This window comes from Bacillus sp. B1(2022) (assembly GCF_040259625.1).
In the GTDB taxonomy this organism is placed as follows: domain Bacteria; phylum Bacillota; class Bacilli; order Bacillales; family Bacillaceae; genus Bacillus; species Bacillus velezensis.
The window spans coordinates 138,271-158,997 of sequence record NZ_JANIFO010000004.1 but is presented as its reverse complement, the minus strand read 5'-3'; the positions used below and the strand labels follow the sequence as shown (position 1 = coordinate 158,997).

Below are 20,727 nucleotides of genomic sequence, written 5' to 3'. Positions count from 1 at the left end.
TGTCTGCTTTGCCGCTGCAGACCGGCGTGCGGAAAGAAGGGTAAGTCACTAAAAAAACCTGAGTTTCCCACCATTCGGGGTTTTTTGCGGTCTCGGGTTAAAAAGGAAAAAAACGGACGTGAGGCATGATATAATAGACCGGCTGCATGCGAGGGAGGAATCCATGAAGAAAAAATTACTTCTCATTATCCTTAGCATTCTTGTTTATACGGCGCTGTTCGCTGTTTCCGCTTTTCACAAAGAGCCGGTGCAGCAGGCAGGGACAATGACGGATGTCAGCCGTCTCATGCCCGTGAAAATTAAGCAGACGGTCAAAGGAAAAGAGAAAGAAACATTGGTCGAAACGATTAAGGAAGCAAAGAGAAAGCATCTGAAGATCTCAATCGCAGGCGCCCAGCACTCAATGGGCGGCCAGACGTATTATGAAGACGGTATCGTTCTCGACATGACGGGCTACAACAAAATACTCGGTCTCGACCGAAAGAAAAAAATCATCAGAGTGCAGGCGGGAGCGACGTGGAATGATATTCAGCGCTATGTCAATCCGTACGGGCTCGCGGTAAAAGTCATGCAATCGCAAAACATTTTTACGATCGGCGGCTCACTGAGCGCCAACGCCCACGGCCGGGATATCCGGTATGGTTCGCTGATTGATACGGTCAAATCGTTTCATCTTTTAAAGGCGGACGGCAAAGTCATCACCGTTACTCCGAAAGATGACCTGTTTTCAGCCGTCATCGGCGGCTACGGCCTGTTCGGCGTCATCCTGGACGCGGATATTGAGCTGACGGATGATGAGCTTTATGAAATGAAAACGAAACGCATGAACGCTGATACATACAGTCAATATTTTACGCAGCATGTTCAGCGCAACCCCGCCGTGCGCATGCATCTCGCGCGGATCGCAACAGGGGATAAAGGCTTTTTGCACGATATGTATGTGACTGATTACACACTCTCAGACAACCAGAAAGAATTAAAGCGGCACAATGAACTGAAAGAAGATGAGCATCCGGCGCTGACGAAATTCGCGCTCGGCCTCTCCCGCCGGTATGACTGGGGCAGAAATTGGTTCTGGTCAACCCAGCAGTCTTATTTTCTCAGCCAAAACGGCGTGAAAGTCTCCAGGAACAATGTCATGCGGTCAGAATCGAAATTTTTGGAATATGAAAACACGGACAACACCGACGTGCTGCAAGAATACTTCGTGCCCGTCGGCGAATTTGCGCCGTACATTCATGATTTACGCAAGACGCTTTCACATGAAGATCTCAATCTCGTAAATATTACGATCCGCTACGTGCAAAAAAATGAAAAAGCCGATCTGTCATACGCAAAGGAAGACATGTTTTCACTCGTTCTTTTAATCAATGAAGGGTTTTCAACAGACAGCCAGGCGAGTGCCGCGCGGATTGTCAGAAAAATGACGGATACGGCATTGCGCCACCGCGGCAGTTATTATCTCCCGTATATGCTGTATCAAACGAAAGAGCAGATGCGCGAGGCATATCCGAAAAGCGATATGTTCTTTCAGAAAAAACACAAATATGATCCGGATGACTTGTTTATGAATTATTTTTATCAGAGGTACAAATCATGAAACACAACCATTTAAAATGGCTGATCCTGTCTCAGAGCAGTGTCTTTTTTGCCGGCAGCCTGATCTTTCCGTTTTATATTTTATTTATTAAAAACATCGGTTCCAGCTACACGCAATTCGGTCTCTCATACGGCTTGTTCGGCCTGAGCGGCGCATTGATTCATCCGCTGCTCGGCCGGCTGTCGGCAAGACTGGATTCCCGCTGGTTCCTTATGGCAAATTCGTGGGGGATGGCGGTGCTTCTTCTGACGCTCCCGCACATTACCGGCGTGCACCAGGTTTATGTTGTGCAGGTGCTTTTGGGCCTGTTCGGCGCGATGCAAAAACACGGCGAGAAAATCATGATCGCCGATTACACCGACGGCGGGGAGCGGGGAAAAAAAGTCGGCAGCTATCATTTCTGGACGGCCGTATTTTCAGCTGCCGCCATTATTCTCGGCGGGTTTCTCGCTGATTTCTTTACGGTTTATATTATTTTTTACGCCAGCTCCGTGCTGTTTTTTATAAGCGGGCTGATGATGCTGAAAAAAACAGGCTGATCCGATCAGCCTGTTTTTCTAATGCCCCCCTCGATCGAGAGGGGGGTTTTTGTCAGCGAAAACAGATGGAAAATGAATGAAAAAATATTAAATATACAATTGAATTAATTTTTATTCATGTTATAATGTTAAATAATTTCACAAAAACCAAGAAGGTGAACCCGTTGAAAATAGGTATTATAGGCGCGACTGGTTATGGAGGCGCCGAACTTGTCAGGATTCTTAACCATCACCCTTATGCAGAAGATTGTATATTATATTCATCGAGCGACGAAGGAAAAGAATATGCCGCTTCATATCCGCATTTGAGGAATATAGCGTCACAATCACTTCGGCCGCTTCATATAGAAACGATCCGAAACGAAATTGATGTCATGTTTATAGCCGCGCCGCCCGGCGTTTCCGGAGAGTGGTCGCCCAAGCTGGCGGAGGCGGGTATCCCGGTCATTGATCTATCCGGCGATCTGCGGATTCAAAACCCGGCCTTGTATGAAAAGTGGTATAAGCGGAAGGCCGCTCCGAAAGGAACGATTCAAAGCGCGGTTTACGGTTTAGCTGAACTGCAAAAAGAAGAGATTCAGACTGCAAAGCTGATTGCCAATCCGGGTTGTTTTCCGACGGCTGTGCTGCTCGGGCTCGCCCCGCTGGCGAAGAATAAGCTTTTACAAGATTCATTTCTGATTGTTGATGCGAAAACGGGCGTATCCGGCGCCGGCCGAAAAGCATCCATGGGCACTCATTATTCTGAGCTGAATGATAATTTCAAAATTTATAAGGTTAATGAGCATCAGCATACTCCGGAAATTGAACAGCAATTAGCGGCTTGGCAGCCCCGCACAGGCCCGATCACGTTTTCCGCTCATTTGGCGCCGATGACAAGGGGCATTATGGCGACGATGTATACGGAGGCTCCTCCGGGTATGTCTGCTGCACAGGTAAGAGAATTGTATTCCGAATTCTACAAAGATTCATATTTTGTCAGAATCAGGCCGGAAGGTGAATTTCCGGCGACGAAAGAGGTATACGGCAGCAATTTTTGTGATATCAGTGTCACTGTGGATGAAAGAACAAACCGTGCCACCATCGTTTCTGTCATAGATAATCTGATGAAAGGCGCCGCAGGGCAGGCGGTTCAAAATTTAAATATCATGAATGGCTGGCAGGAAGAAACGGGACTTACGATGACGCCAGTCTATCCATAGAACGAAAGAGGGATTCAAAAATATGATTCAGCTGAGTGAGGAAATCACGAAAATAAAAGGCGGCGTATCCTCGCCGAAAGGATTTGAGGCAAAGGGCGTGCACTGCGGTCTGCGCTATTCAAAAAAAGATCTCGGAGCGATTATCAGCGAAGCGCCTGCAGTCAGTGCAGCGGTATATACGCAGAGCCATTTTCAGGCAGCGCCGCTGAAAGTGACGCAAGCCAGCCTGAAAAAAGAGGGTGTGCTTCAGGCGGTTATCGTCAACAGCGCGATTGCCAACGCCTGTACGGGAGACCAAGGATTAAAGGACGCCTATGAAATGCGGGACGGCTTCGCGAGCCAGCTCGGCATTGAGCCGGAGCTTGTTGCGGTTTCGTCAACCGGGGTGATCGGCGAGCTTTTAGACATGAAAAAAATTCAAGCGGGCATTGAACAGCTCGGTCAAGCGCCGTCCGTATCCGGAGCATTTGAAGAAGCCATTTTGACGACGGATACAGTGACGAAACAGACGTGTTATGAACTGGTGATCGGCGGAGACATCATCACGATCGGCGGAGCGGCGAAAGGCTCCGGCATGATCCACCCCAACATGGCGACAATGCTCGGCTTTGTCACAACGGACGCGGCCGTGGAAGAACAGGCGCTCAAAAACGCGCTTAGAGAGATTACGGATGTTTCATTTAACCAAATCACCGTTGACGGAGAAACATCGACGAATGACATGGTGCTTGTGATGGCAAACGGCTGCGCGGGGAATGATTGCCTGACGGATCAGCACCCTGACTGGCCGGCTTTTAAAAAGGGATTAAAGCTTGTATGCGAAGACCTTGCCAAAGATATAGCCAGAGACGGTGAAGGAGCGACGAAATTAATTGAAGCCAGAGTCGAAGGCGCGAAAAACAACCTTGAGGCGAATATTATCGCCAAAAAAATCGTCGGCTCAAGCCTTGTGAAGACCGCCGTTTACGGCACAGACGCCAACTGGGGGCGCATCATCGGCGCAATCGGGCACAGTGCGGCAAGCGTAACGGCCGAACAAGTGGAAGTTTTCCTCGGCGGCCAGTGTCTGTTTAAACACAACGAACCTCAGCCGTTTTCGGAAACTGATGCCAAGGAGTACTTATCAGGTGATGAGATTACGATTGCAGTCCGCCTGCAGGAAGGCTCCGGCAGCGGCCGGGCATGGGGCTGTGACTTAACCTATGATTATATTAAAATCAATGCGAGCTATCGCACATAACAAAGGGGAGCGGCATGAAGAAAACCATCGTTTTTAAGTGCGGCGGCAGCGTAATCCGCGAGTTATCCGCCGATTTTTTTCAAAATGTAAAAGAGCTTATGCAATCGGGCTGGAACATTGCCGTCGTCCATGGAGGCGGCCCGGACATTTCAAGAATGCTGAAAACATTGCAGATTGAAACGGAATTTGTCAATGGACAGCGGAAAACGACCAAACCGGTGCTGGAAACAGCGGAAATGGTCTTGTCAGGGACGATCAATAAATTTTTCGTAACCGAACTCGCGAAAAACGGGCTGAAAGCCGCGGGAATATCAGGAAAGGACGGCGGTCTCCTTCAAGCATCCTATCTTAATCAAGACAAATACGGAGAAGTCGGCGAAATACAAAAAACCGATCCGTCAATCATTCACGCATTAATGAAAGAAGGCATCATTCCCGTTATCGCTCCGCTTTCCATGACAAGTGATTTCGAAACGCTGAACGTCAACGCAGACGCCGCGGCATCGGCCGTCGCTTCAGCCTTACACGCCGATAAACTTTTATTTGTCACGGATGTCGAAGGAATTATGGACGGAGAGAACAGGCTGGATACTTTGACGCCGCAAGAGATTCAGGCCCTCATAGATGACGGCGTGATTTCAGGAGGGATGATTCCGAAGGTAAACTCGGCATTATCGGCACTGAGTGAAGACGTCGAGGAAGTGATGATCGTAAACGGAAAAGGAGCGTTTTTCACCGATCAAGCCTTCCAAGGAACAAAAATCGTCAAAGAAAAGGAGAGCGTGTCATGAGTAGTCTATTTCAAACCTACAGCCGCTGGCCCATCGATATCAAAAAAGCGAAAGGGACAATTGCAGAGGATGAAAACGGAAAAACGTATCTCGATTTTATTCAGGGCATCGCCGTTTCCAATCTCGGCCATTGTCATGATGAGGTCACAGAAGCGGTGAAAGAACAGCTTGACAGCGTATGGCACGTTTCCAATCTGTTTGAAAATGATCTTCAGGAAAAAGCCGCGGCAAAGCTTGCCGAACATAGCGCGGGGGATCTCGTTTTCTTCTGCAACAGCGGGGCCGAAGCGAATGAAGGCGCCATTAAGCTTGCTCGTAAAGCAACGGGAAAGACAAAAATTGTAACATTTCATCAATCCTTTCACGGACGGACCTATGCGGGGATGGCCGCCACCGGACAAGACAAAATCAAGACCGGTTTCGGACCGATGCTTCAAGGCTTTCACTATCTTCCGTTCAATGATCCGTCGGCATTCAGCACGCTTTCAAAAGAGGATGATATCGCCGCCGTCATGCTTGAGACGGTGCAGGGAGAAGGGGGAGTCAATCCCGCCGATCCGGAATTCATCGAAGCCTTACAGACATTTTGCAAAGACAAACAGGCGCTGCTTATCGCAGACGAGATTCAAACCGGAATCGGCCGGACGGGCAAGGCATTCGGCTATGAGCATTTCGGCATCTCGCCGGACATCATCACTGCTGCGAAAGGGCTTGGAAACGGTTTTCCCGTCGGAGCCGTGATCGGCAAAAAGAAGCTTGGAGACGCCTTTACGCCGGGTACGCATGGTACGACTTTCGGCGGCAATAAGCTTGCCATGGCAGCTGTGAAAGCAACCTTGGATATTGTGTTTCAGCCGGACTTTCTCCAGGCGGCGGCAGACAAAGGATCATTTTTAAAAGCGCAGCTGAACCGTGAACTGACAGGGCCTTTTGTAAAAGAAATCCGCGGAAAAGGGTTATTAATCGGCATTGAATGCGCAGGTCCCGTGTCCGGCATCATCGGAGATCTGCAGGAACGCGGGCTTCTCGTGCTTCCGGCCGGACCGAATGTCATCAGGCTGCTCCCGCCGCTTACGGTTTCTAAAGAAGAAATGCTGTCGGCCGTCAGTATGCTGAAAGCAGCGATCGAAGCGCATTCGGCAGTGAAACGGTAATTTTTTTTCGATACAAAGGTATAAAAATTCATATTTTTAATTAATTATTCATCAAGAGGTGGGCTTTAGATGAAAGGCTATTTAGTATTGGAAGACGGAACATCATTTGGCGGTGAACTTGAAAAAGAAGCCCGCTGTGTTGGCGAAGCGGTTTTTTTCACCGGAATGACGGGCTATCAGGAAGTGCTTACAGACCCGTCATATAAGAGTCAGATCGTCGTCTTTACGTATCCGCTGATCGGAAACTACGGAATTAATGAAAAAGACCTTGAAAGTAAGATTCCTCAAGTCAAGGCTGTTGCCGTCTATGAAGCGTGTGAACATTTTTCTCACCACGAAGCAGTCTCAAGCTTGAGAGAGTATTTAAATAAATGGAACATCCCGCTCTTAACCGAAGTGGACACACGGGCCGTCGTCAAAACCATCCGCTCCGGCGGCACGATGAACGCTGCCGTGTCAACAACAGGAGAAATTCCGGCAGCATCCGGAACAGAAAACCCGGCGGAGCTGGCGCAGTCTGAAGACATCACGTCAATGGGGAATGGAGACCGGCATATTGCGCTGATTGATTTCGGTTATAAAAAATCAATCGCCTCGTCACTTGTAAAGCGCGGCTGTAAAGTAACGGTCATTCCGTATCAGCAGATGAACGCTGTTTACGACATTCAGCCCGACGGAATCGTGCTCTCAAACGGCCCGGGCGACCCGAAAGCGATTGCGCCGTACATGAATCGGATTACATCATTACTCAGTGATTTCCCCGCACTCGGCATTTGCCTCGGGCATCAGCTGATTGCCCTGGCTTTCGGAGGAAATACGTATAAGCTGCCGTTCGGCCACAGGGGTGCCAACCATCCCGTCATTGACCGGAAAACGAAACGGGTGTTTATGACAAGCCAGAACCACAGCTATGTCGTTGATGAAGCATCAATTGACGAAAACGAGCTGTCCATCAGATTTCATCATGTCAATGACACATCAGTGGAAGGGCTCATTCATAAGCGCCTTCCCGTATTAAGCGTCCAGTTCCACCCTGAAGCTCATCCCGGACCGGCTGAGAGCGAGTGGATATTTGATGAATTTCTAGAGAAAGTGATACCAGCAAGGAGAGAAATCGCTCATGCCTAAAGATACAACCATTTCCAGCATATTAGTCATCGGCTCCGGCCCGATCATCATCGGCCAGGCGGCAGAATTTGATTATTCAGGAACGCAGGGCTGCATGGCTCTGAAAGAAGAAGGATACCGCGTTATTCTAGTCAACAACAACCCGGCAACGATTATGACGGATGAGGCGTTTGCCGATGAAATATATTTTGAACCGCTCACAACCGACAGCATCGAGGCCATTATTGAAAAAGAAAAACCGGACGGTCTGCTTGCCAATTTGGGCGGCCAGACGGCATTGAATTTAGCCGTTAAGCTTGAAGAAGCAGGCGTGCTGAAGAAGCATCACGTCAAGCTTTTGGGAACATCGGTGGAAACCATTCAAAAAGGCGAAGACCGGGAGCAGTTTCGCGCCCTGATGAAAGAGCTTGATCAGCCCGTTCCGGAAAGCGAAATCGTCGACAACGAAGAAGACGCCCTCCGTTTCGCTGAGTCTATCGGATTTCCGGTCATTCTGAGACCGGCGTACACGTTAGGCGGAAAGGGAGGCGGAATCGCGAAAACGAAAGAAGCGTTTCAGACGCTTATTAAACAGGCGCTGTTAGCAAGCCCGATCAGCCAATGCCTCGTCGAAAAAAGCATCGCCGGATTTAAAGAAATCGAATATGAGGTCATGCGCGACAGCAATCATACATGCATCACCGTCTGCAATATGGAAAACATCGATCCCGTCGGCGTGCATACAGGGGACTCCATCGTCGTCGCACCGTCCCAGACGTTAACGGATGAAGAATATCAGATGCTGCGTTCAGCAAGCCTGGCGATTATTTCGGCGCTGGATGTGGTCGGAGGCTGCAACATTCAATTTGCGCTGGATCCGTTCAGCAAACAGTACTATGTCATTGAAGTGAACCCGCGTGTCAGCCGCTCTTCAGCTCTCGCGTCAAAAGCGACCGGCTATCCGATTGCCAAAATGGCGGCAAAACTTGCCGTCGGCTATACGCTCGACGAACTGAAAAATCCGCTGACGGGCTCTACTTATGCAAGCTTTGAACCGGCGCTTGATTATGTCATCGTCAAATTCCCGCGCTGGCCGTTTGATAAATTTAAACATGCCGACCGCACGCTCGGAACGAAGATGAAAGCGACGGGAGAGGTCATGGCGATTGAAAGAAATATGGAAGCGGCCATTCAAAAAGCGGCGGCCTCCCTTGAGCTGAAAACGATCGGCACCCGCCTGCCTGAACTCGGCGGCTGTACGATCAATCAGCTGTGGGAATTAGCGGTAACGCCGGATGACCGGAGATTTTTCGTCGTCATGGAGCTGTTAAGCCGCGGTGAAACGATAGAAGACATCCATGCCAAAACGAAAATTGACCCGTTTTTTCTCCATGTATTCCGAAATATCATCACATTGGAAAACAAGCTGATGGAAGAAGGGGATCATCTGTCTTTCCCGCTTTTAAAGCAGGCGAAGGTAAAGGGCTTCACGGATGTCATGATCGCATCTCTCACGGGAAAAACGGAAGAAGACATCCGTGCTCTCAGAAAGAAATCAGGCATCGTCCCGTCGTTTAAAATCGTAGATACATGTGCCGCTGAATTTGATGCCAAGACGAATTATTTCTACTCCACCTACCTCGGGGAAAGCGACGGAGATATCAGCCGAAAAGAGAAAAAACGCGCCCTCATCATCGGCTCAGGCCCGATCCGCATCGGTCAGGGAGTGGAATTTGATTACAGCGCCGTCCACGGCGTTCTGACCCTGCAAAAGCTGGGGTATGAAACGATTATGATCAATAACAATCCGGAAACAGTAAGCACGGATTATGAAATCGCCGACCGGCTTTATTTTGAACCGCTGACGACAGAACATATTTTGAACGTGGCGGAACATGAAAACATTGATTTTGCCATCGTCCAATTTGGGGGACAGACCGCGATCAATGCCGCTGAACCGCTGGAAAAAGCGGGCATTCCGCTGCTCGGAACATCCTTTGAAACCCTTGATGCGCTGGAGGATCGGGATCTATTTTATCAGCTGCTTGATGACCTTGACCTGAAACATGCCAAAGGCGAAACCGCTTATTCAAAAGAAGAAGCAACGGAAAAAGCAAGCCGAATCGGCTACCCCGTGCTGATCCGTCCGTCTTATGTCATCGGTGGGATGGGCATGATCATCGTTGATTCAGAAGCGCAAATGTCAGAGCTGCTGGCAAATGAAGCGAGCATGCCGTATCCGATTTTGATCGATCAGTACATTACAGGAAAAGAATTGGAGATCGATCTGATTTCCGACGGACATGAAGTATTTGTGCCGACTTACACAGAGCACATTGAACGCGCCGGCGTCCATTCGGGTGACAGTTTTGCGATTCTTCCGGGTCCGTCTGTCACACCTGATATGCAGCGGAATATAAAAGAGGCCGCCGAAAAAATCGCGGTAAAACTGGCTTTTAAAGGCATCATGAACATTCAGTTTGTCATTGATGATAAAGGGGATATTCTCGTTCTTGAAGTGAATCCGCGGGCAAGCCGCACGGTTCCTGTCGTGTCTAAGGTGATGGGGGTGCCGATGATCCCGCTTGCCGCCAGATTGCTGGCCGGCGCTTCCCTTAAAGACATCAAGCCCGAGGTTCAAAATCAGCACGGAACGGCAGTGAAATTCCCGGTTTTTTCTTCGCACGCCATTCAGGATGTGGACGTAAAGCCCGGGCCGGAAATGAAGTCGACCGGAGAAGGCATGTGTGTCGCGTTTGACGCAGAAAGCGCCCTGAAAAAAATCTACGCGCACGTCTGGGAGAAAAAAGGCAGCATCTATCTGGAAGGCTGTGATGCGGAATTGGAACGTCAGGCTCAAGAGGCGGGATTTACGGTATGCAAAGATGCGTTCCCGGCATGGGCAGAGCGAAAGGATAAAGCGGTCCATATCAATTTCAATCACTCTGAAGAAGCGCGTAAACAACGGATCGAAGCCATGACGCACGGTGTGACGGTCTTTACTGAACCGGAAACCGTAAAGGCATTTTTAGCAAGCGGCTCGGGCAAACCTCAGCCTGTATCGCTCAAAGATCTTTATCAAAAGGAAGTGGCATCATGCACACAATAAAAGCGGAACACACATTAACCCATTTGTACGGCAAAGATTTTCTTTCCTTAAAAGATGTCAGCCCGTCAGACATCAATGCGCTTCTGACAGAAGCTTCATTATTAAAACAACATCCGATACAGCCGATTTTCCAAGGGAAAACATTGGCGATGATTTTTGAAAAATCTTCAACCCGCACACGTGTGTCTTTTGAAGCGGGAATGGCCCAGCTCGGGGGAACGGGACTATTTCTTTCAAGCAGCGACCTGCAGCTTGGGCGGGGGGAGACGGTCGCGGATACGGCGAAGGTGCTGTCCGGCTTCGTTGATGCCATTATGATCCGCACCTTTGAGCATGAAAAAGTCGAAGAGCTTGCCGAGCATGCAGACATTCCCGTCATAAACGGGCTGACCGACCGGTATCACCCGTGTCAGGCACTCGCGGATCTGTTAACGATACAAGAAATAAAAGGAAAACTGAAAGGAGTAAAAGCCGCCTATATCGGTGACGGAAATAATGTAGCGCATTCACTAATGATCGGCTGCGCAAAAATGGGCTGTGACATTGCGATTGCTTCGCCGAAAGGCTATGAAGTAAAGGAAGAGGCGGTAAATGCCGCAAAAGAAGCGGCGGCTGTTTCCGGAGCGAAAATCACCCTTACCGAAAATCCGCAGGAAGCGGTGCGGGATGCAGACGTGATTTACTCCGACGTCTTCACGAGCATGGGGCAGGAGGAAGAGACGCAGCAGCGGCTGAATGTGTTTGCCCCGTATCAAGTCAACGCCTCACTCGTCAGTCTCGCCAAACCCGACTATACATTTTTGCATTGCCTGCCCGCGCATCGGGAAGAAGAGGTCACGTCCGAGATTATCGACGGCCCGAACTCTGCGGTATTTCAGCAGGCGGAAAACCGGCTTCACGCGCAAAAAGCGCTCCTGAAAGCTCTTCTTTACAAACAGGATGAACAAAAAAACCGCTGAATCTCATTCAGCGGTTTTTGATATTTCTCCGCATACAAGCGCATACTACATAAAAAAGAAAAAGGAGGAAATGACGTGGGACAGCAGCATCAATTCCGCCCGGGACAAAAAGCGCCGAATAACGGTGTGTACGTTGAAATCGGCGAAACGGGAAGCATGGTCAAAAACCCGCAAAAAATCAAGCTTACAGTGGGAGAAATGTTCCCTGAAACTTCAAACCACAACAGATTGTGGACGTATCAACGAAAACCGTGAACACAAAAAAACCTGCTGAATAGCAGGTTTTTTTATTTAATGCTGGCTTGCATCCTGTTTGACAGGCATGATCTCCGCAAGAACAAAGACTAGCACCGCAATAACCACGGCAATAACGGATGATTGCTTGAAATTGTACGCCGCGCTGTTCATGGAGGCGACCAAATAACAGGCCATATGTGTTAAAAGGAACGTCCAAATAAAACCGATAATAAACCGCACGTTTCCACCTCGTCCTTCATTTTATTCTACGTTGTATCATACCATACATAAAGCGCGGGCGGAAGGTCATTTTCTCATCAAAAAGCGCGCCTGAAACTGACATTTGCCCGCCTGTCAGGCCGTCTGAAGGAAAATTCGGTTCCCGTGCTCGGGATAATAGCCAAAACATAGCAGCAAATAGGAGTTTATCCGATCCGTTTTCATTCTTCTTACATATGATAGCCAATAGAGAGATTAGGAGTAAAAGGAGGCGGGCAGGCATGGGGATTACGGAAAGATTTTTCCAATTCGGATCTGAGCTGAACGTCATCCATCTGCCGTATCGGCCGAATGGCTTCTGTATCTTTATTCTGGGGGACAGAACCCACTTTGTCAGCCGGGACTCAAGCTTTTGGCTCGAACATGAAGGGAGAAACCAGCTGTTACATGTGCTGCTTGACAGAGGGTACACGATTTTTAACAGCAATTTATACGGACGGCATTGGGGTTCGGAAAAAGCCGTCCTTTACGCCAGACAGCTGATGCATTATGTGTTGAAACAAGAAACCCTCAATCCGAAAATACACTTGCTCGCAGAAGGCATGGGCGCCCTTATCGCCGATCAATTGCTGCAGTCTTCAGCGGAGCATATCCGTTCAGCCGCAATGTTAGATCCTTGTCTTGACCTTCAAGCCCATTTTGAATCAGAGAAAGAAAATAAGTTTTTTTATAAGCAGTTTCTGAGGGAAACGGCACAGAGCTTCGGTGTTTCTGAAAAAGAGGCAAGCTCACTGAGCTATCAGACCATTACCGGCTGCCGCACCCGCGTGCCGGTACATATATGGCAAAGAACGACCGGAGCGCCGTACCCGTACACCCTGCATGCGAATGCGTATAAAGAAGCCCGGGAAAAGACCGGAAGCAAGACTGATATCACGTATCACCTGCTTGAGAACCCTGCGCGTATGTACAGAGCCATCTGCCGGTTTTTCCGCAGTCATGAAAAAGACCTGTAATGAATAGAATACAACAGCCATCTCTTTTCAGAGGGCTGTTTGGCTTGTGTGCGAATGAAAAACCGGAAAGGCGGCAGATGTGATGAAGACAGCGCTGATCATTGGAGCAGATGAATTTCTCGGCCTTTCATTGTGCGAACGGTTGATGGATGAGGGTGTGCATGTTGATGTCATTTTGGCAGAACCGGAGGACAAAACGAGGCAGCTGTATTTAGAAGAACGATTAATGTGGCTCGCGAGAAACGGGCTTTTTCAAATAATAGATGAAATCGGTGAAAAGGAATACGATCGTATCTGCGTTCAATACGGGAGCGGGTGTCTGCCTGAAGAAAGGGCTGAGCCTTTATATTGGATTGTTTACAGTGAGGATCACGGAGACTGGGAAAAAAACGGTCAGCGGGATACGGCAAAAGCGATTATCCTTCCTCCCCTTTACGGTCCGTGGACAGAAGCAAAAGAAGATGGCGAAAGCAGGATCTTTTTAGAAGACGCAGTCTGCGGGCTGATGAATCAGCTTGAGGCATACGGCACAGAAGACGAAAATCAGATTATTACCCTGGAAATAAAAGAAAAAACGCAAAAAACGGAAGCGGAAGAAAAAATTAAAGAATGGAAAAGACAATTTTCATCAATATTCGACATTTTTTAAGAAATACCTTCCATGTTATGTGCATTACCGCTACAATAAACGTATATCAATTATACATGTTATGAGTTTGAAAAGGGGTTGAACATGGCTTGATCACCAGGCTTGTCATGATCTTTTCTGTCCTCCTTTTATTGAGCGGATGCGCACAAACTCCGTTTAAAGGAAAAATTGAGAAGGTCGGAATGCTTTTTCCCGATACTATCAGTGACTTGGTATGGGGCACAAAAGGTTACAAAGGTTTATTAGCGATACAATCTGAATTTAACGTTGACGTTTATTATAAAGAAAATATCAGATCCGATGAAGATATTTTAAAAGCGATAGATGATTTTCATAAAAAAGGAGTCAATCTTTTATACGGGCACGGAAATGAATACGAGGAAATCTTCAATATGATCAGCAAGGATTATCCCGACATGGAATTTGTCGTCGCAAACGGAACGGCGAAAAGCGATAATGTCACAAGCGTTCATCTTATGGGAGAAGCAATGGGTTTTTTCGGGGGAATGACAGCCGCCCATATGTCAAAAACCAATGAGGTCGGCGTCATCGCCTCCTTTTTGTGGCAGCCTGAAGTAGACGGCTTTATCAAAGGGGCGAAATATGAAAAGCCTGATATCACCGTCAACACTGAATTTACGGACCACTGGGATAACGGCAATGAAGCGCTGCATCTTTACGAGAAGTTAAAAGCGGAAGGCACGGATGTTGTATATCCGGCCGGAGACGGGTATAATGTTCCTGTCATTCAGCAAATCAAAAAAGACGGGCTTTACGCCATCGGCTATGTCGCCGAACAATCGAATCTCGGCAAAAACACGGTGCTGACAAGCACGGTGCAAAACGTAGATAAAGCCTATACATTAATTGCCGAGCAATATAATAAAGGTACGCTCAAGAGCGGAGATCACAACTTTGATTTCAGGGAAGGAGTCGTTGAAATGGGGACGTTCAGCCCTCTGGTGGACAAAGCATTTCAAGACAAAATCTCAGACCTTGTAAAAACGTATAACCAAACAAATGAACTGCCGTCAAATGAATAGAGGTGGATACACATGCAGCATGAAAAGTCTCTTGAATTTATGCAGATCGCGATGAAATACCTGCCGGAAGCAAAGGCGGAGCTTGAGAAATCCGGCATAGATCTGTCTATGGAAATGATTCAGCCGTTTATGGACCTGTTTACATCGGTCATGGCGGAAGCGTATGAGCTTGGCAGATCTGATGCCGGGGAGCTGAATAAATAAAGAGAGCCACTTTTCATGAAGTGGCTTTTCACATGATTTTTTTCTTTATAGCGGACACCATCGGCGCAAAGTCTTTAAATACGGGCTTTAATTGATCCAGAGAGTTCATGATGGACCCCAGCTGATTCATCACGTGGTTGTAATCGATCTCTTCTTCGTTTTCAGCCTGAGGCTGCTCCGGGTTTTCTTCCGGTTCTTTATCCCGGTCTCTGGAATCGCCGAACATCATTTTGGAGAAAATATCCATAGTGAAGCCTCCTTTCGTCTTCCTTTTATTCTATGAGGAGCAGCGTCCGATAGTTTAGACGAATATATTGCCAACAGAAAAAAAATAGGGTAGAATTAGTACCTGATACTAATAATTGATCATAACTAATTAGTTTTAAATTCATTATAAAAAAGGAGTCTTTCCAATGAAAGCTGGAATTCTTGGCGTCGGCCGTTACATCCCGGAAAAAGTGCTGACAAATCATGATCTTGAACAAATGGTAGATACATCGGACGAGTGGATTCGTACGAGAACAGGTATAGAAGAAAGAAGAATCGCCGCGGAAGATATGTATTCATCCGGCATGGCCGCTGAGGCTGCGCAAAAAGCGCTTGATCAGGCCGGCATTTCCGCTGAGGAGCTTGATATGATCCTCGTGGCGACGGTTACTCCTGACCAGTCCTTCCCTACCGTTTCCTGTATGATACAAGAGAAGCTCGGGGCCAAAAAAGCGTGCGCGATGGATATCAGCGCCGCATGTGCGGGTTTTATGTACGGTATCGTAACCGCCAAACAATTCATTGAATCGCAAACATACAAACATGTCCTCGTGGTCGGCGTGGAAAAGCTCTCAAGCATTACCGACTGGGACGACCGCAATACGGCTGTGCTGTTCGGAGACGGAGCCGGAGCGGCGGTCATCGGACCGGTCAGCGACGACAGAGGCATACTGTCATTTGAGCTCGGAGCAGACGGTACAGGCGGTCAGCACTTGTACTTAGATGAAAAAGGGCATACAATCATGCATGGAAGAGAAGTATTCAAATTCGCCGTTCGGCAAATGGGTGAATCGAGTGTAAATGTCATTGAAAAAGCCGGCCTCTCCAAAGAGGACGTAGACTTTTTGATTCCGCATCAGGCAAACATCCGCATCATGGAAGCGGCACGGGAACGTTTGGAGCTTCCGGTTGAAAAGATGTCTAAAACAGTCCATAAATATGGAAACACATCCGCAGCATCCATTCCGATTTCATTAGTAGAGGAACTGGAAGCAGGCAAAATTAAAGACGGCGACGTCATCGTCATGGTCGGTTTCGGCGGAGGATTGACATGGGGCGCCATAGCAATACGCTGGGGACGATAAAAAAAGGTGAGGTGCACACAAGATGAGTAAAAAAAGAGTAGTCGTTACAGGGCTTGGAGCCCTGTCTCCGCTTGGAAACGACGCCGAAACAAGCTGGAAAAATGCAATCGGCGGCGTATCCGGAATCGGACCGATCACACGTGTGGAATCGGACGAGTATCCGGCGAAAGTAGCTGCTGAACTGAAAGATTTCAATATTGAAAATCACATGGATAAAAAAGAAGCGCGAAAAATGGACCGCTTCACGCAATATGCTGTCGTAGCCGCGAAAATGGCTGTTCAAGATGCCGGTCTGAACATCACAGACGAGATCGCGCCGAGAGTCGGCGTTTGGGTCGGGTCCGGAATCGGCGGTCTTGAAACGCTTGAATCCCAATTCGAAATCTTCCTGACAAAAGGGCCGAGACGGGTCAGCCCGTTCTTTGTTCCGATGATGATTCCGGATATGGCGACAGGCCAAATCTCAATCGCTCTCGGAGCAAAAGGAGTCAACTCTTGTACGGTGACGGCATGTGCGACGGGAACGAACTCTATCGGTGACGCGTTTAAAGTCATTCAGCGCGGCGATGCCGATGCGATGATTACGGGCGGAACGGAAGCGCCGCTGACAAGAATGTCATTTGCGGGCTTCAGCGCAAACAAAGCCCTTTCTACAAATCCTGATCCGAAAACGGCAAGCCGCCCGTTTGATAAAAACCGTGACGGCTTTGTCATGGGAGAAGGCGCGGGGATCGTCGTGCTTGAAGAGCTTGAGCATGCGCTTGCCCGCGGTGCGAAAATCTACGGGGAAATTGTCGGCTACGGCTCAACTGGTGACGCCTACCACATTACCGCGCCTGCCCAAGACGGGGAAGGCGGTGCGAGAGCGATGCAGGAAGCAATTAAAGATGCGGGCATCAAGCCTGAAGAAATTGATTACATCAACGCTCACGGCACAAGCACGTACTACAATGATAAATATGAGACAAAAGCCATTAAGACCGTTTTCGGTGATCATGCGTACAAGCTTGCCGTCAGTTCGACAAAATCAATGACGGGTCATTTGTTAGGCGCTGCCGGAGGAATTGAAGCAATCTTCTCCGTCATGGCCATTAAAGACGGCATTATCCCGCCGACGATTAACATCGAAACACCTGATGAAGAGTGTGATTTAGATTATGTACCGGACAAAGCGCGCGAGCAGGATGTCAACGTCGTTCTCAGCAACTCGCTCGGCTTCGGCGGACATAATGCCACTTTGATCTTTAAAAAATATCAATAATACAGTTTCTGACCGGCTGCCTGAAAAAGGTGGCCGGTTTTTTTGTGCGTGCATATGATAACAACAAGAGGAGGCGAACCGGTATGAGCGTCAAGCAGACATATCAATGGATGGAAAAGGCGGCATCCGTAAATGATCTGGCCCCGCATCTTTTGCCGCTTTTTTCAGGGGCCGATAAGAAAGAGTGGAAGCCAATACTCGGGATGCTGCAAAACCACGGCATGTTCCGCCATTTGAAGGACGGCGTTAGGACCAGTAAACGGCTGAAAGAAAAAGGATGCTACAGCCATATTCAAAAGGAGGAAGCTTATTTAAAGGAGAAGTGGAACGGGCCGGACGTGCCGATCGTAGTTTTGCCCGTCGATGAACGAAACCGGAAAATCCGTCAGGAATTCGGATCAAAATCCGGTCTGGCCTTTCGGGACAAAATGTTCCTCTTTCTATCGTCGGATAGTTCCAATTCAGCTGTATCCGCCCTTATGACACATGAATATAATCACGTCTGCCGGTTAGAGCATGTGACAAAGGACGAAAAAGACGAGACATTTCTTGATACAATCATGATGGAGGGGCTGGCAGAATATGCTGTATATGAGCGGTTCGGCTCAAGTCTTACGGCGGAATGGACGTCCTACTATACGCCTGAGCAGCTTGATTTTCTGTTTGAAAAAAGAGTCAAGCCGAACCTCCGCTTAACGAGAGACAGCAGAATGTTTTCCCAGCTGTTATACGGAAAAGGATACTTCCCCTCAATGCTCGGCTATGCCGTCGGATTCAATATAGTAAAAAAATATTTAACCGACCATCAAAAAACAGTAAAAGAAGCATTGGCCATCCCTTCAAAAACCTTTCTGGAGGCAACGCTTTAATAGATTAAAAGAATGGAAATTATTTAAGGATATTACATTTATCCTAAAAAATTCTTGCTTTTGTAATAATGATGTAATAATATACAACTATAAAATTTTTCGACTATTCTATATTTTGTGATAGCGAAACGTATGTTTCCCTCTGCTTCAGCGGAATGAGAAAGGGGCGTATCATGAGCACACTATTAGAAGTGAATAATTTAAAGACCTATTTTTTCAGAAAGAAACAGCCGATCCCCGCAGTCGACGGGGTTGATTTTCACATTAACAAAGGCGAAACCGTCGCTCTTGTAGGAGAATCCGGCTCGGGCAAAAGCATCACCTCGCTTTCTATTATGGGACTTGTCCAAAGCTCGGGCGGAAAAATTATGGACGGCTCGATTAAGCTTGAAGGCAGGGACCTGGCCTCCTTCACCGAAAACGAATATTGCAAAATCCGCGGAAATGACGTCTCTATGATCTTTCAGGAGCCCATGACTTCCCTGAATCCGGTGCTGACCATCGGCGAACAAATTACCGAAGTGCTTGAATACCATAAAAAAATGAATAAAAGAGAAGCGTCCAAAAAAGCCGTTGAGCTTCTGGAACTCGTCGGATTCTCCAGAGCGGAACAAGTAATGAAAGAATATCCGCACCGTCTTTCCGGAGGGATGAGACAGAGGGTGATGATCGCCATTGCGCTCAGCTGCAATCCGAAGCTTCTGATCGCTGATGAGCCGACGACGGCGCTTGATGTGACGATACAAGCCCAAGTATTGGAGCTGATGAAAGACCTCTGCAAAAAATTCGATACTTCCATTCTGCTGATCACTCACGATTTAGGTGTGGTTTCCGAAGCCGCCGACAGGGTGATCGTGATGTACTGCGGACAAGTCGTAGAGAGCGCGAGTGTGGAGGACTTATTTTTAAACCCTCTTCATCCGTATACCGAAGGGCTGTTAAACTCCATACCGGTGATAGATGGAGAGATTGATACATTAAAAGCGATCAAAGGCAGTGTCCCGACACCGGATAATCTTCCGGAAGGCTGCCGATTCGCCCCGAGGTGTTCAAAAGCGATGGACAAATGTAAAACAGGGCAGCCGGAGCTGATAACGCATGAAAGCGGCCGTTCTGTAAGATGTTTTTTATATGAGGAAGAGGGTGCCCAATCAAAATGACAGCTGCAGGCCAAGAAACGATTTTAGAGCTGAAAGACGTAAAAAAATATTTCCCGATCCGCTCCGGTTTTTTTCAAAGGAAAGTCGGTGATATAAAGGCTGTTGACGGTGTTTCTTTTTCACTGAAGCGCGGGGAGACGCTCGGCATCGTCGGTGAATCAGGATGCGGCAAATCAACGGCGGGAAGGACGATGATCCGTTTATACAAGCCGACAGACGGCCGGATTCTTTTTAAGGGTCAGGATATCTCCGGCTTATCTGAAGAAAAGCTGAGAAAAAGCGTCCGCAAAAACATCCAGATGGTCTTCCAAGATCCCTTCGCATCCCTTAACCCGAGGAAAACGCTGCGTTCCATTATTAAAGAGCCGTTCCAGACTCACCATATGTACAGCATGAGCGAGCGGAACGAGCGAGTGGAGGAGCTGCTGGCGAAAGTCGGCCTTCATCCGAGCTTTGCAAACCGCTATCCGCACGAATTTTCCGGAGGGCAGCGCCAGCGGATCGGGATTGCGCGGGCTCTGACGTTGAATCCCGAGCTGATTATTGCGGATGAACCTGTTTCCGCACTCGATGTCTCCATTCAGGCCCAGGTCATCAATCTGATGGAAGAACTGCAGGATGAATTCAACCTGACCTATTTGTTTATTTCTCATGATTTGAGTGTTGTCCGCCATATCAGCGACAGAGTCGGCGTCATGTATCTGGGAAAAATGATGGAGCTGACCGATAAACACGAGCTGTACGGCAATCCGCTTCACCCTTATACGCAAGCGCTTTTGTCTTCAGTGCCCGTCACGAGAAAAAAAGACGCCGTCAAGCGGGAACGAATCATCCTGAAAGGAGAACTGCCAAGCCCGGCAAACCCGCCGAAAGGCTGCGTGTTCCACACGCGGTGCCCGATGGCCAAACCGATCTGCAAGGAACAAATCCCGGCATTTGAAGAAGCCGCTCCCGGCCATTACGTCGCCTGCCATTTATATGCCTGAAATGACAAGCATCGAGAGGGGGTATGCCGG

21 protein-coding genes are annotated in these 20,727 nt (G+C 48.3%); 19 read left to right on the top strand and 2 right to left on the bottom strand.

What is annotated here, in order from left to right:
- Positions 1-163 precede the first annotated feature (163 nt).
- The 10 genes from NQS30_RS09315 (at position 164) to NQS30_RS09270 (ending at position 11,956) form a co-directional block, all read left to right on the top strand.
- Positions 164-1,600, top strand: a complete 1,437-nt coding sequence (locus NQS30_RS09315; RefSeq protein WP_015239555.1) for an FAD-binding oxidoreductase — start codon at positions 164-166, stop codon at positions 1,598-1,600.
- Positions 1,597-2,139 carry an MFS transporter gene (locus NQS30_RS09310; protein WP_012117271.1) on the top strand — a complete coding sequence of 181 codons (543 nt, stop codon included), beginning with the start codon at positions 1,597-1,599 and terminating at the stop codon, positions 2,137-2,139. The genes NQS30_RS09315 and NQS30_RS09310 overlap by 4 nt, the downstream gene beginning before the upstream one ends.
- Before the next feature lie 164 nt (positions 2,140-2,303).
- Entirely contained in the window at positions 2,304-3,341 is a 1,038-nt protein-coding gene (gene argC / locus NQS30_RS09305; RefSeq protein WP_015239556.1) for an N-acetyl-gamma-glutamyl-phosphate reductase, read from the top strand.
- Positions 3,342-3,363: 22 nt separating this feature from the next.
- Positions 3,364-4,581, top strand: coding sequence for a bifunctional ornithine acetyltransferase/N-acetylglutamate synthase (argJ, locus tag NQS30_RS09300; protein WP_015239557.1), 1,218 nt, complete (start codon positions 3,364-3,366; stop codon positions 4,579-4,581).
- Between the two features lie 14 nt (positions 4,582-4,595).
- Positions 4,596-5,372: an acetylglutamate kinase gene (gene argB, locus NQS30_RS09295; RefSeq protein WP_015239558.1), complete on the top strand. Its 777-nt coding sequence runs from the start codon at positions 4,596-4,598 to the stop codon at positions 5,370-5,372.
- The gene (locus NQS30_RS09290; protein ID WP_015239559.1) at positions 5,369-6,526 is read left to right on the top strand and encodes an acetylornithine transaminase; all 1,158 of its coding nucleotides are present in this window, start codon (positions 5,369-5,371) and stop codon (positions 6,524-6,526) included. The genes argB and NQS30_RS09290 overlap by 4 nt, the downstream gene beginning before the upstream one ends.
- Before the next feature lie 69 nt (positions 6,527-6,595).
- Positions 6,596-7,654, top strand: a complete 1,059-nt coding sequence (locus NQS30_RS09285) for a carbamoyl phosphate synthase small subunit (protein WP_015239560.1) — start codon at positions 6,596-6,598, stop codon at positions 7,652-7,654.
- Positions 7,647-10,742 carry a carbamoyl-phosphate synthase (glutamine-hydrolyzing) large subunit gene (locus tag NQS30_RS09280; RefSeq protein WP_072588977.1) on the top strand — a complete coding sequence of 1,032 codons (3,096 nt, stop codon included), beginning with the start codon at positions 7,647-7,649 and terminating at the stop codon, positions 10,740-10,742. The genes NQS30_RS09285 and NQS30_RS09280 overlap by 8 nt, the downstream gene beginning before the upstream one ends.
- Positions 10,730-11,701 carry an ornithine carbamoyltransferase gene (gene argF, locus NQS30_RS09275; protein WP_085341881.1) on the top strand — a complete coding sequence of 324 codons (972 nt, stop codon included), beginning with the start codon at positions 10,730-10,732 and terminating at the stop codon, positions 11,699-11,701. Before NQS30_RS09280 ends, argF begins: the two co-directional genes overlap by 13 nt.
- Positions 11,702-11,776: 75 nt before the next feature.
- A complete protein-coding gene (locus tag NQS30_RS09270; RefSeq protein ID WP_003155070.1) occupies positions 11,777-11,956 on the top strand; it encodes a YjzC family protein in 180 nt (59 codons plus the stop codon).
- Positions 11,957-11,992: 36 nt separating this feature from the next.
- On the opposite strand, the gene NQS30_RS09265 is transcribed toward NQS30_RS09270, so the two are convergent.
- Positions 11,993-12,178, bottom strand: coding sequence for a YjzD family protein (locus NQS30_RS09265; protein WP_007409129.1), 186 nt, complete (start codon positions 12,176-12,178; stop codon positions 11,993-11,995).
- Between the two features lie 260 nt (positions 12,179-12,438).
- Here NQS30_RS09265 and NQS30_RS09260 point away from each other — a divergent pair, with 260 nt between their 5' ends.
- From NQS30_RS09260 to NQS30_RS09245, 4 genes are all read left to right on the top strand, one after another.
- Positions 12,439-13,173, top strand: a complete 735-nt coding sequence (locus NQS30_RS09260; protein ID WP_080130436.1) for a lipase family protein — start codon at positions 12,439-12,441, stop codon at positions 13,171-13,173.
- An 82-nt stretch (positions 13,174-13,255) separates the two neighbouring features.
- Complete coding sequence (locus tag NQS30_RS09255; protein ID WP_007409126.1) at positions 13,256-13,822, top strand: Rossmann-fold NAD(P)-binding domain-containing protein; 567 nt, start codon at positions 13,256-13,258, stop codon at positions 13,820-13,822.
- 89 nt (positions 13,823-13,911) lie between these two features.
- The gene (locus NQS30_RS09250; RefSeq protein WP_076423877.1) at positions 13,912-14,865 is read left to right on the top strand and encodes a BMP family ABC transporter substrate-binding protein; all 954 of its coding nucleotides are present in this window, start codon (positions 13,912-13,914) and stop codon (positions 14,863-14,865) included.
- A 12-nt stretch (positions 14,866-14,877) separates the two neighbouring features.
- Positions 14,878-15,069, top strand: a complete 192-nt coding sequence (locus tag NQS30_RS09245) for a ComZ family protein (RefSeq protein ID WP_003155061.1) — start codon at positions 14,878-14,880, stop codon at positions 15,067-15,069.
- A gap of 28 nt (positions 15,070-15,097) precedes the next feature.
- On the opposite strand, the gene NQS30_RS09240 is transcribed toward NQS30_RS09245, so the two are convergent.
- Positions 15,098-15,316: a hypothetical protein gene (locus tag NQS30_RS09240; RefSeq protein WP_007409123.1), complete on the bottom strand. Its 219-nt coding sequence runs from the start codon at positions 15,314-15,316 to the stop codon at positions 15,098-15,100.
- A 166-nt stretch (positions 15,317-15,482) separates the two neighbouring features.
- Between NQS30_RS09240 and NQS30_RS09235 the strand changes: the two genes are divergently transcribed.
- The 5 genes from NQS30_RS09235 to NQS30_RS09215 all read left to right on the top strand — a co-directional run bounded on the left by NQS30_RS09235 (position 15,483) and on the right by NQS30_RS09215 (position 20,697).
- Positions 15,483-16,421, top strand: a complete 939-nt coding sequence (locus tag NQS30_RS09235; RefSeq protein WP_007409122.1) for a beta-ketoacyl-ACP synthase III — start codon at positions 15,483-15,485, stop codon at positions 16,419-16,421.
- A 22-nt stretch (positions 16,422-16,443) separates the two neighbouring features.
- On the top strand, positions 16,444-17,682 hold the full coding sequence (fabF, locus tag NQS30_RS09230; RefSeq protein WP_012117277.1) for a beta-ketoacyl-ACP synthase II: 1,239 nt from the start codon (positions 16,444-16,446) through the stop codon (positions 17,680-17,682).
- An 83-nt stretch (positions 17,683-17,765) separates the two neighbouring features.
- A complete protein-coding gene (locus NQS30_RS09225) occupies positions 17,766-18,551 on the top strand; it encodes a DUF2268 domain-containing putative Zn-dependent protease (protein ID WP_012117278.1) in 786 nt (261 codons plus the stop codon).
- A gap of 173 nt (positions 18,552-18,724) precedes the next feature.
- Complete coding sequence (locus tag NQS30_RS09220) at positions 18,725-19,711, top strand: ABC transporter ATP-binding protein (RefSeq protein ID WP_012117279.1); 987 nt, start codon at positions 18,725-18,727, stop codon at positions 19,709-19,711.
- Positions 19,708-20,697, top strand: coding sequence for an ABC transporter ATP-binding protein (locus tag NQS30_RS09215; RefSeq protein ID WP_003155053.1), 990 nt, complete (start codon positions 19,708-19,710; stop codon positions 20,695-20,697). Before NQS30_RS09220 ends, NQS30_RS09215 begins: the two co-directional genes overlap by 4 nt.
- Positions 20,698-20,727 lie beyond the last annotated feature (30 nt).

Bases quoted from the DNA above. Each gene is read 5' to 3' on its own strand.
- NQS30_RS09315 (WP_015239555.1), top strand. From the start codon at position 164: ATGAAGAAAAAATTACTTCTCATTATCCTTAGCATTCTTGTTTATACG.
- NQS30_RS09310 (WP_012117271.1), top strand. From the start codon at position 1,597: ATGAAACACAACCATTTAAAATGGCTGATCCTGTCTCAGAGCAGTGTC.
- argJ (WP_015239557.1), top strand. From the start codon at position 3,364: ATGATTCAGCTGAGTGAGGAAATCACGAAAATAAAAGGCGGCGTATCC.
- argB (WP_015239558.1), top strand. From the start codon at position 4,596: ATGAAGAAAACCATCGTTTTTAAGTGCGGCGGCAGCGTAATCCGCGAG.
- NQS30_RS09290 (WP_015239559.1), top strand. From the start codon at position 5,369: ATGAGTAGTCTATTTCAAACCTACAGCCGCTGGCCCATCGATATCAAA.
- NQS30_RS09285 (WP_015239560.1), top strand. From the start codon at position 6,596: ATGAAAGGCTATTTAGTATTGGAAGACGGAACATCATTTGGCGGTGAA.
- NQS30_RS09280 (WP_072588977.1), top strand. From the start codon at position 7,647: ATGCCTAAAGATACAACCATTTCCAGCATATTAGTCATCGGCTCCGGC.
- argF (WP_085341881.1), top strand. From the start codon at position 10,730: ATGCACACAATAAAAGCGGAACACACATTAACCCATTTGTACGGCAAA.
- NQS30_RS09260 (WP_080130436.1), top strand. From the start codon at position 12,439: ATGGGGATTACGGAAAGATTTTTCCAATTCGGATCTGAGCTGAACGTC.
- NQS30_RS09255 (WP_007409126.1), top strand. From the start codon at position 13,256: ATGAAGACAGCGCTGATCATTGGAGCAGATGAATTTCTCGGCCTTTCA.
- NQS30_RS09245 (WP_003155061.1), top strand. From the start codon at position 14,878: ATGCAGCATGAAAAGTCTCTTGAATTTATGCAGATCGCGATGAAATAC.
- NQS30_RS09240 (WP_007409123.1), bottom strand. From the start codon at position 15,316: ATGGATATTTTCTCCAAAATGATGTTCGGCGATTCCAGAGACCGGGAT.
- NQS30_RS09235 (WP_007409122.1), top strand. From the start codon at position 15,483: ATGAAAGCTGGAATTCTTGGCGTCGGCCGTTACATCCCGGAAAAAGTG.
- fabF (WP_012117277.1), top strand. From the start codon at position 16,444: ATGAGTAAAAAAAGAGTAGTCGTTACAGGGCTTGGAGCCCTGTCTCCG.
- NQS30_RS09225 (WP_012117278.1), top strand. From the start codon at position 17,766: ATGAGCGTCAAGCAGACATATCAATGGATGGAAAAGGCGGCATCCGTA.
- NQS30_RS09220 (WP_012117279.1), top strand. From the start codon at position 18,725: ATGAGCACACTATTAGAAGTGAATAATTTAAAGACCTATTTTTTCAGA.
- NQS30_RS09215 (WP_003155053.1), top strand. From the start codon at position 19,708: ATGACAGCTGCAGGCCAAGAAACGATTTTAGAGCTGAAAGACGTAAAA.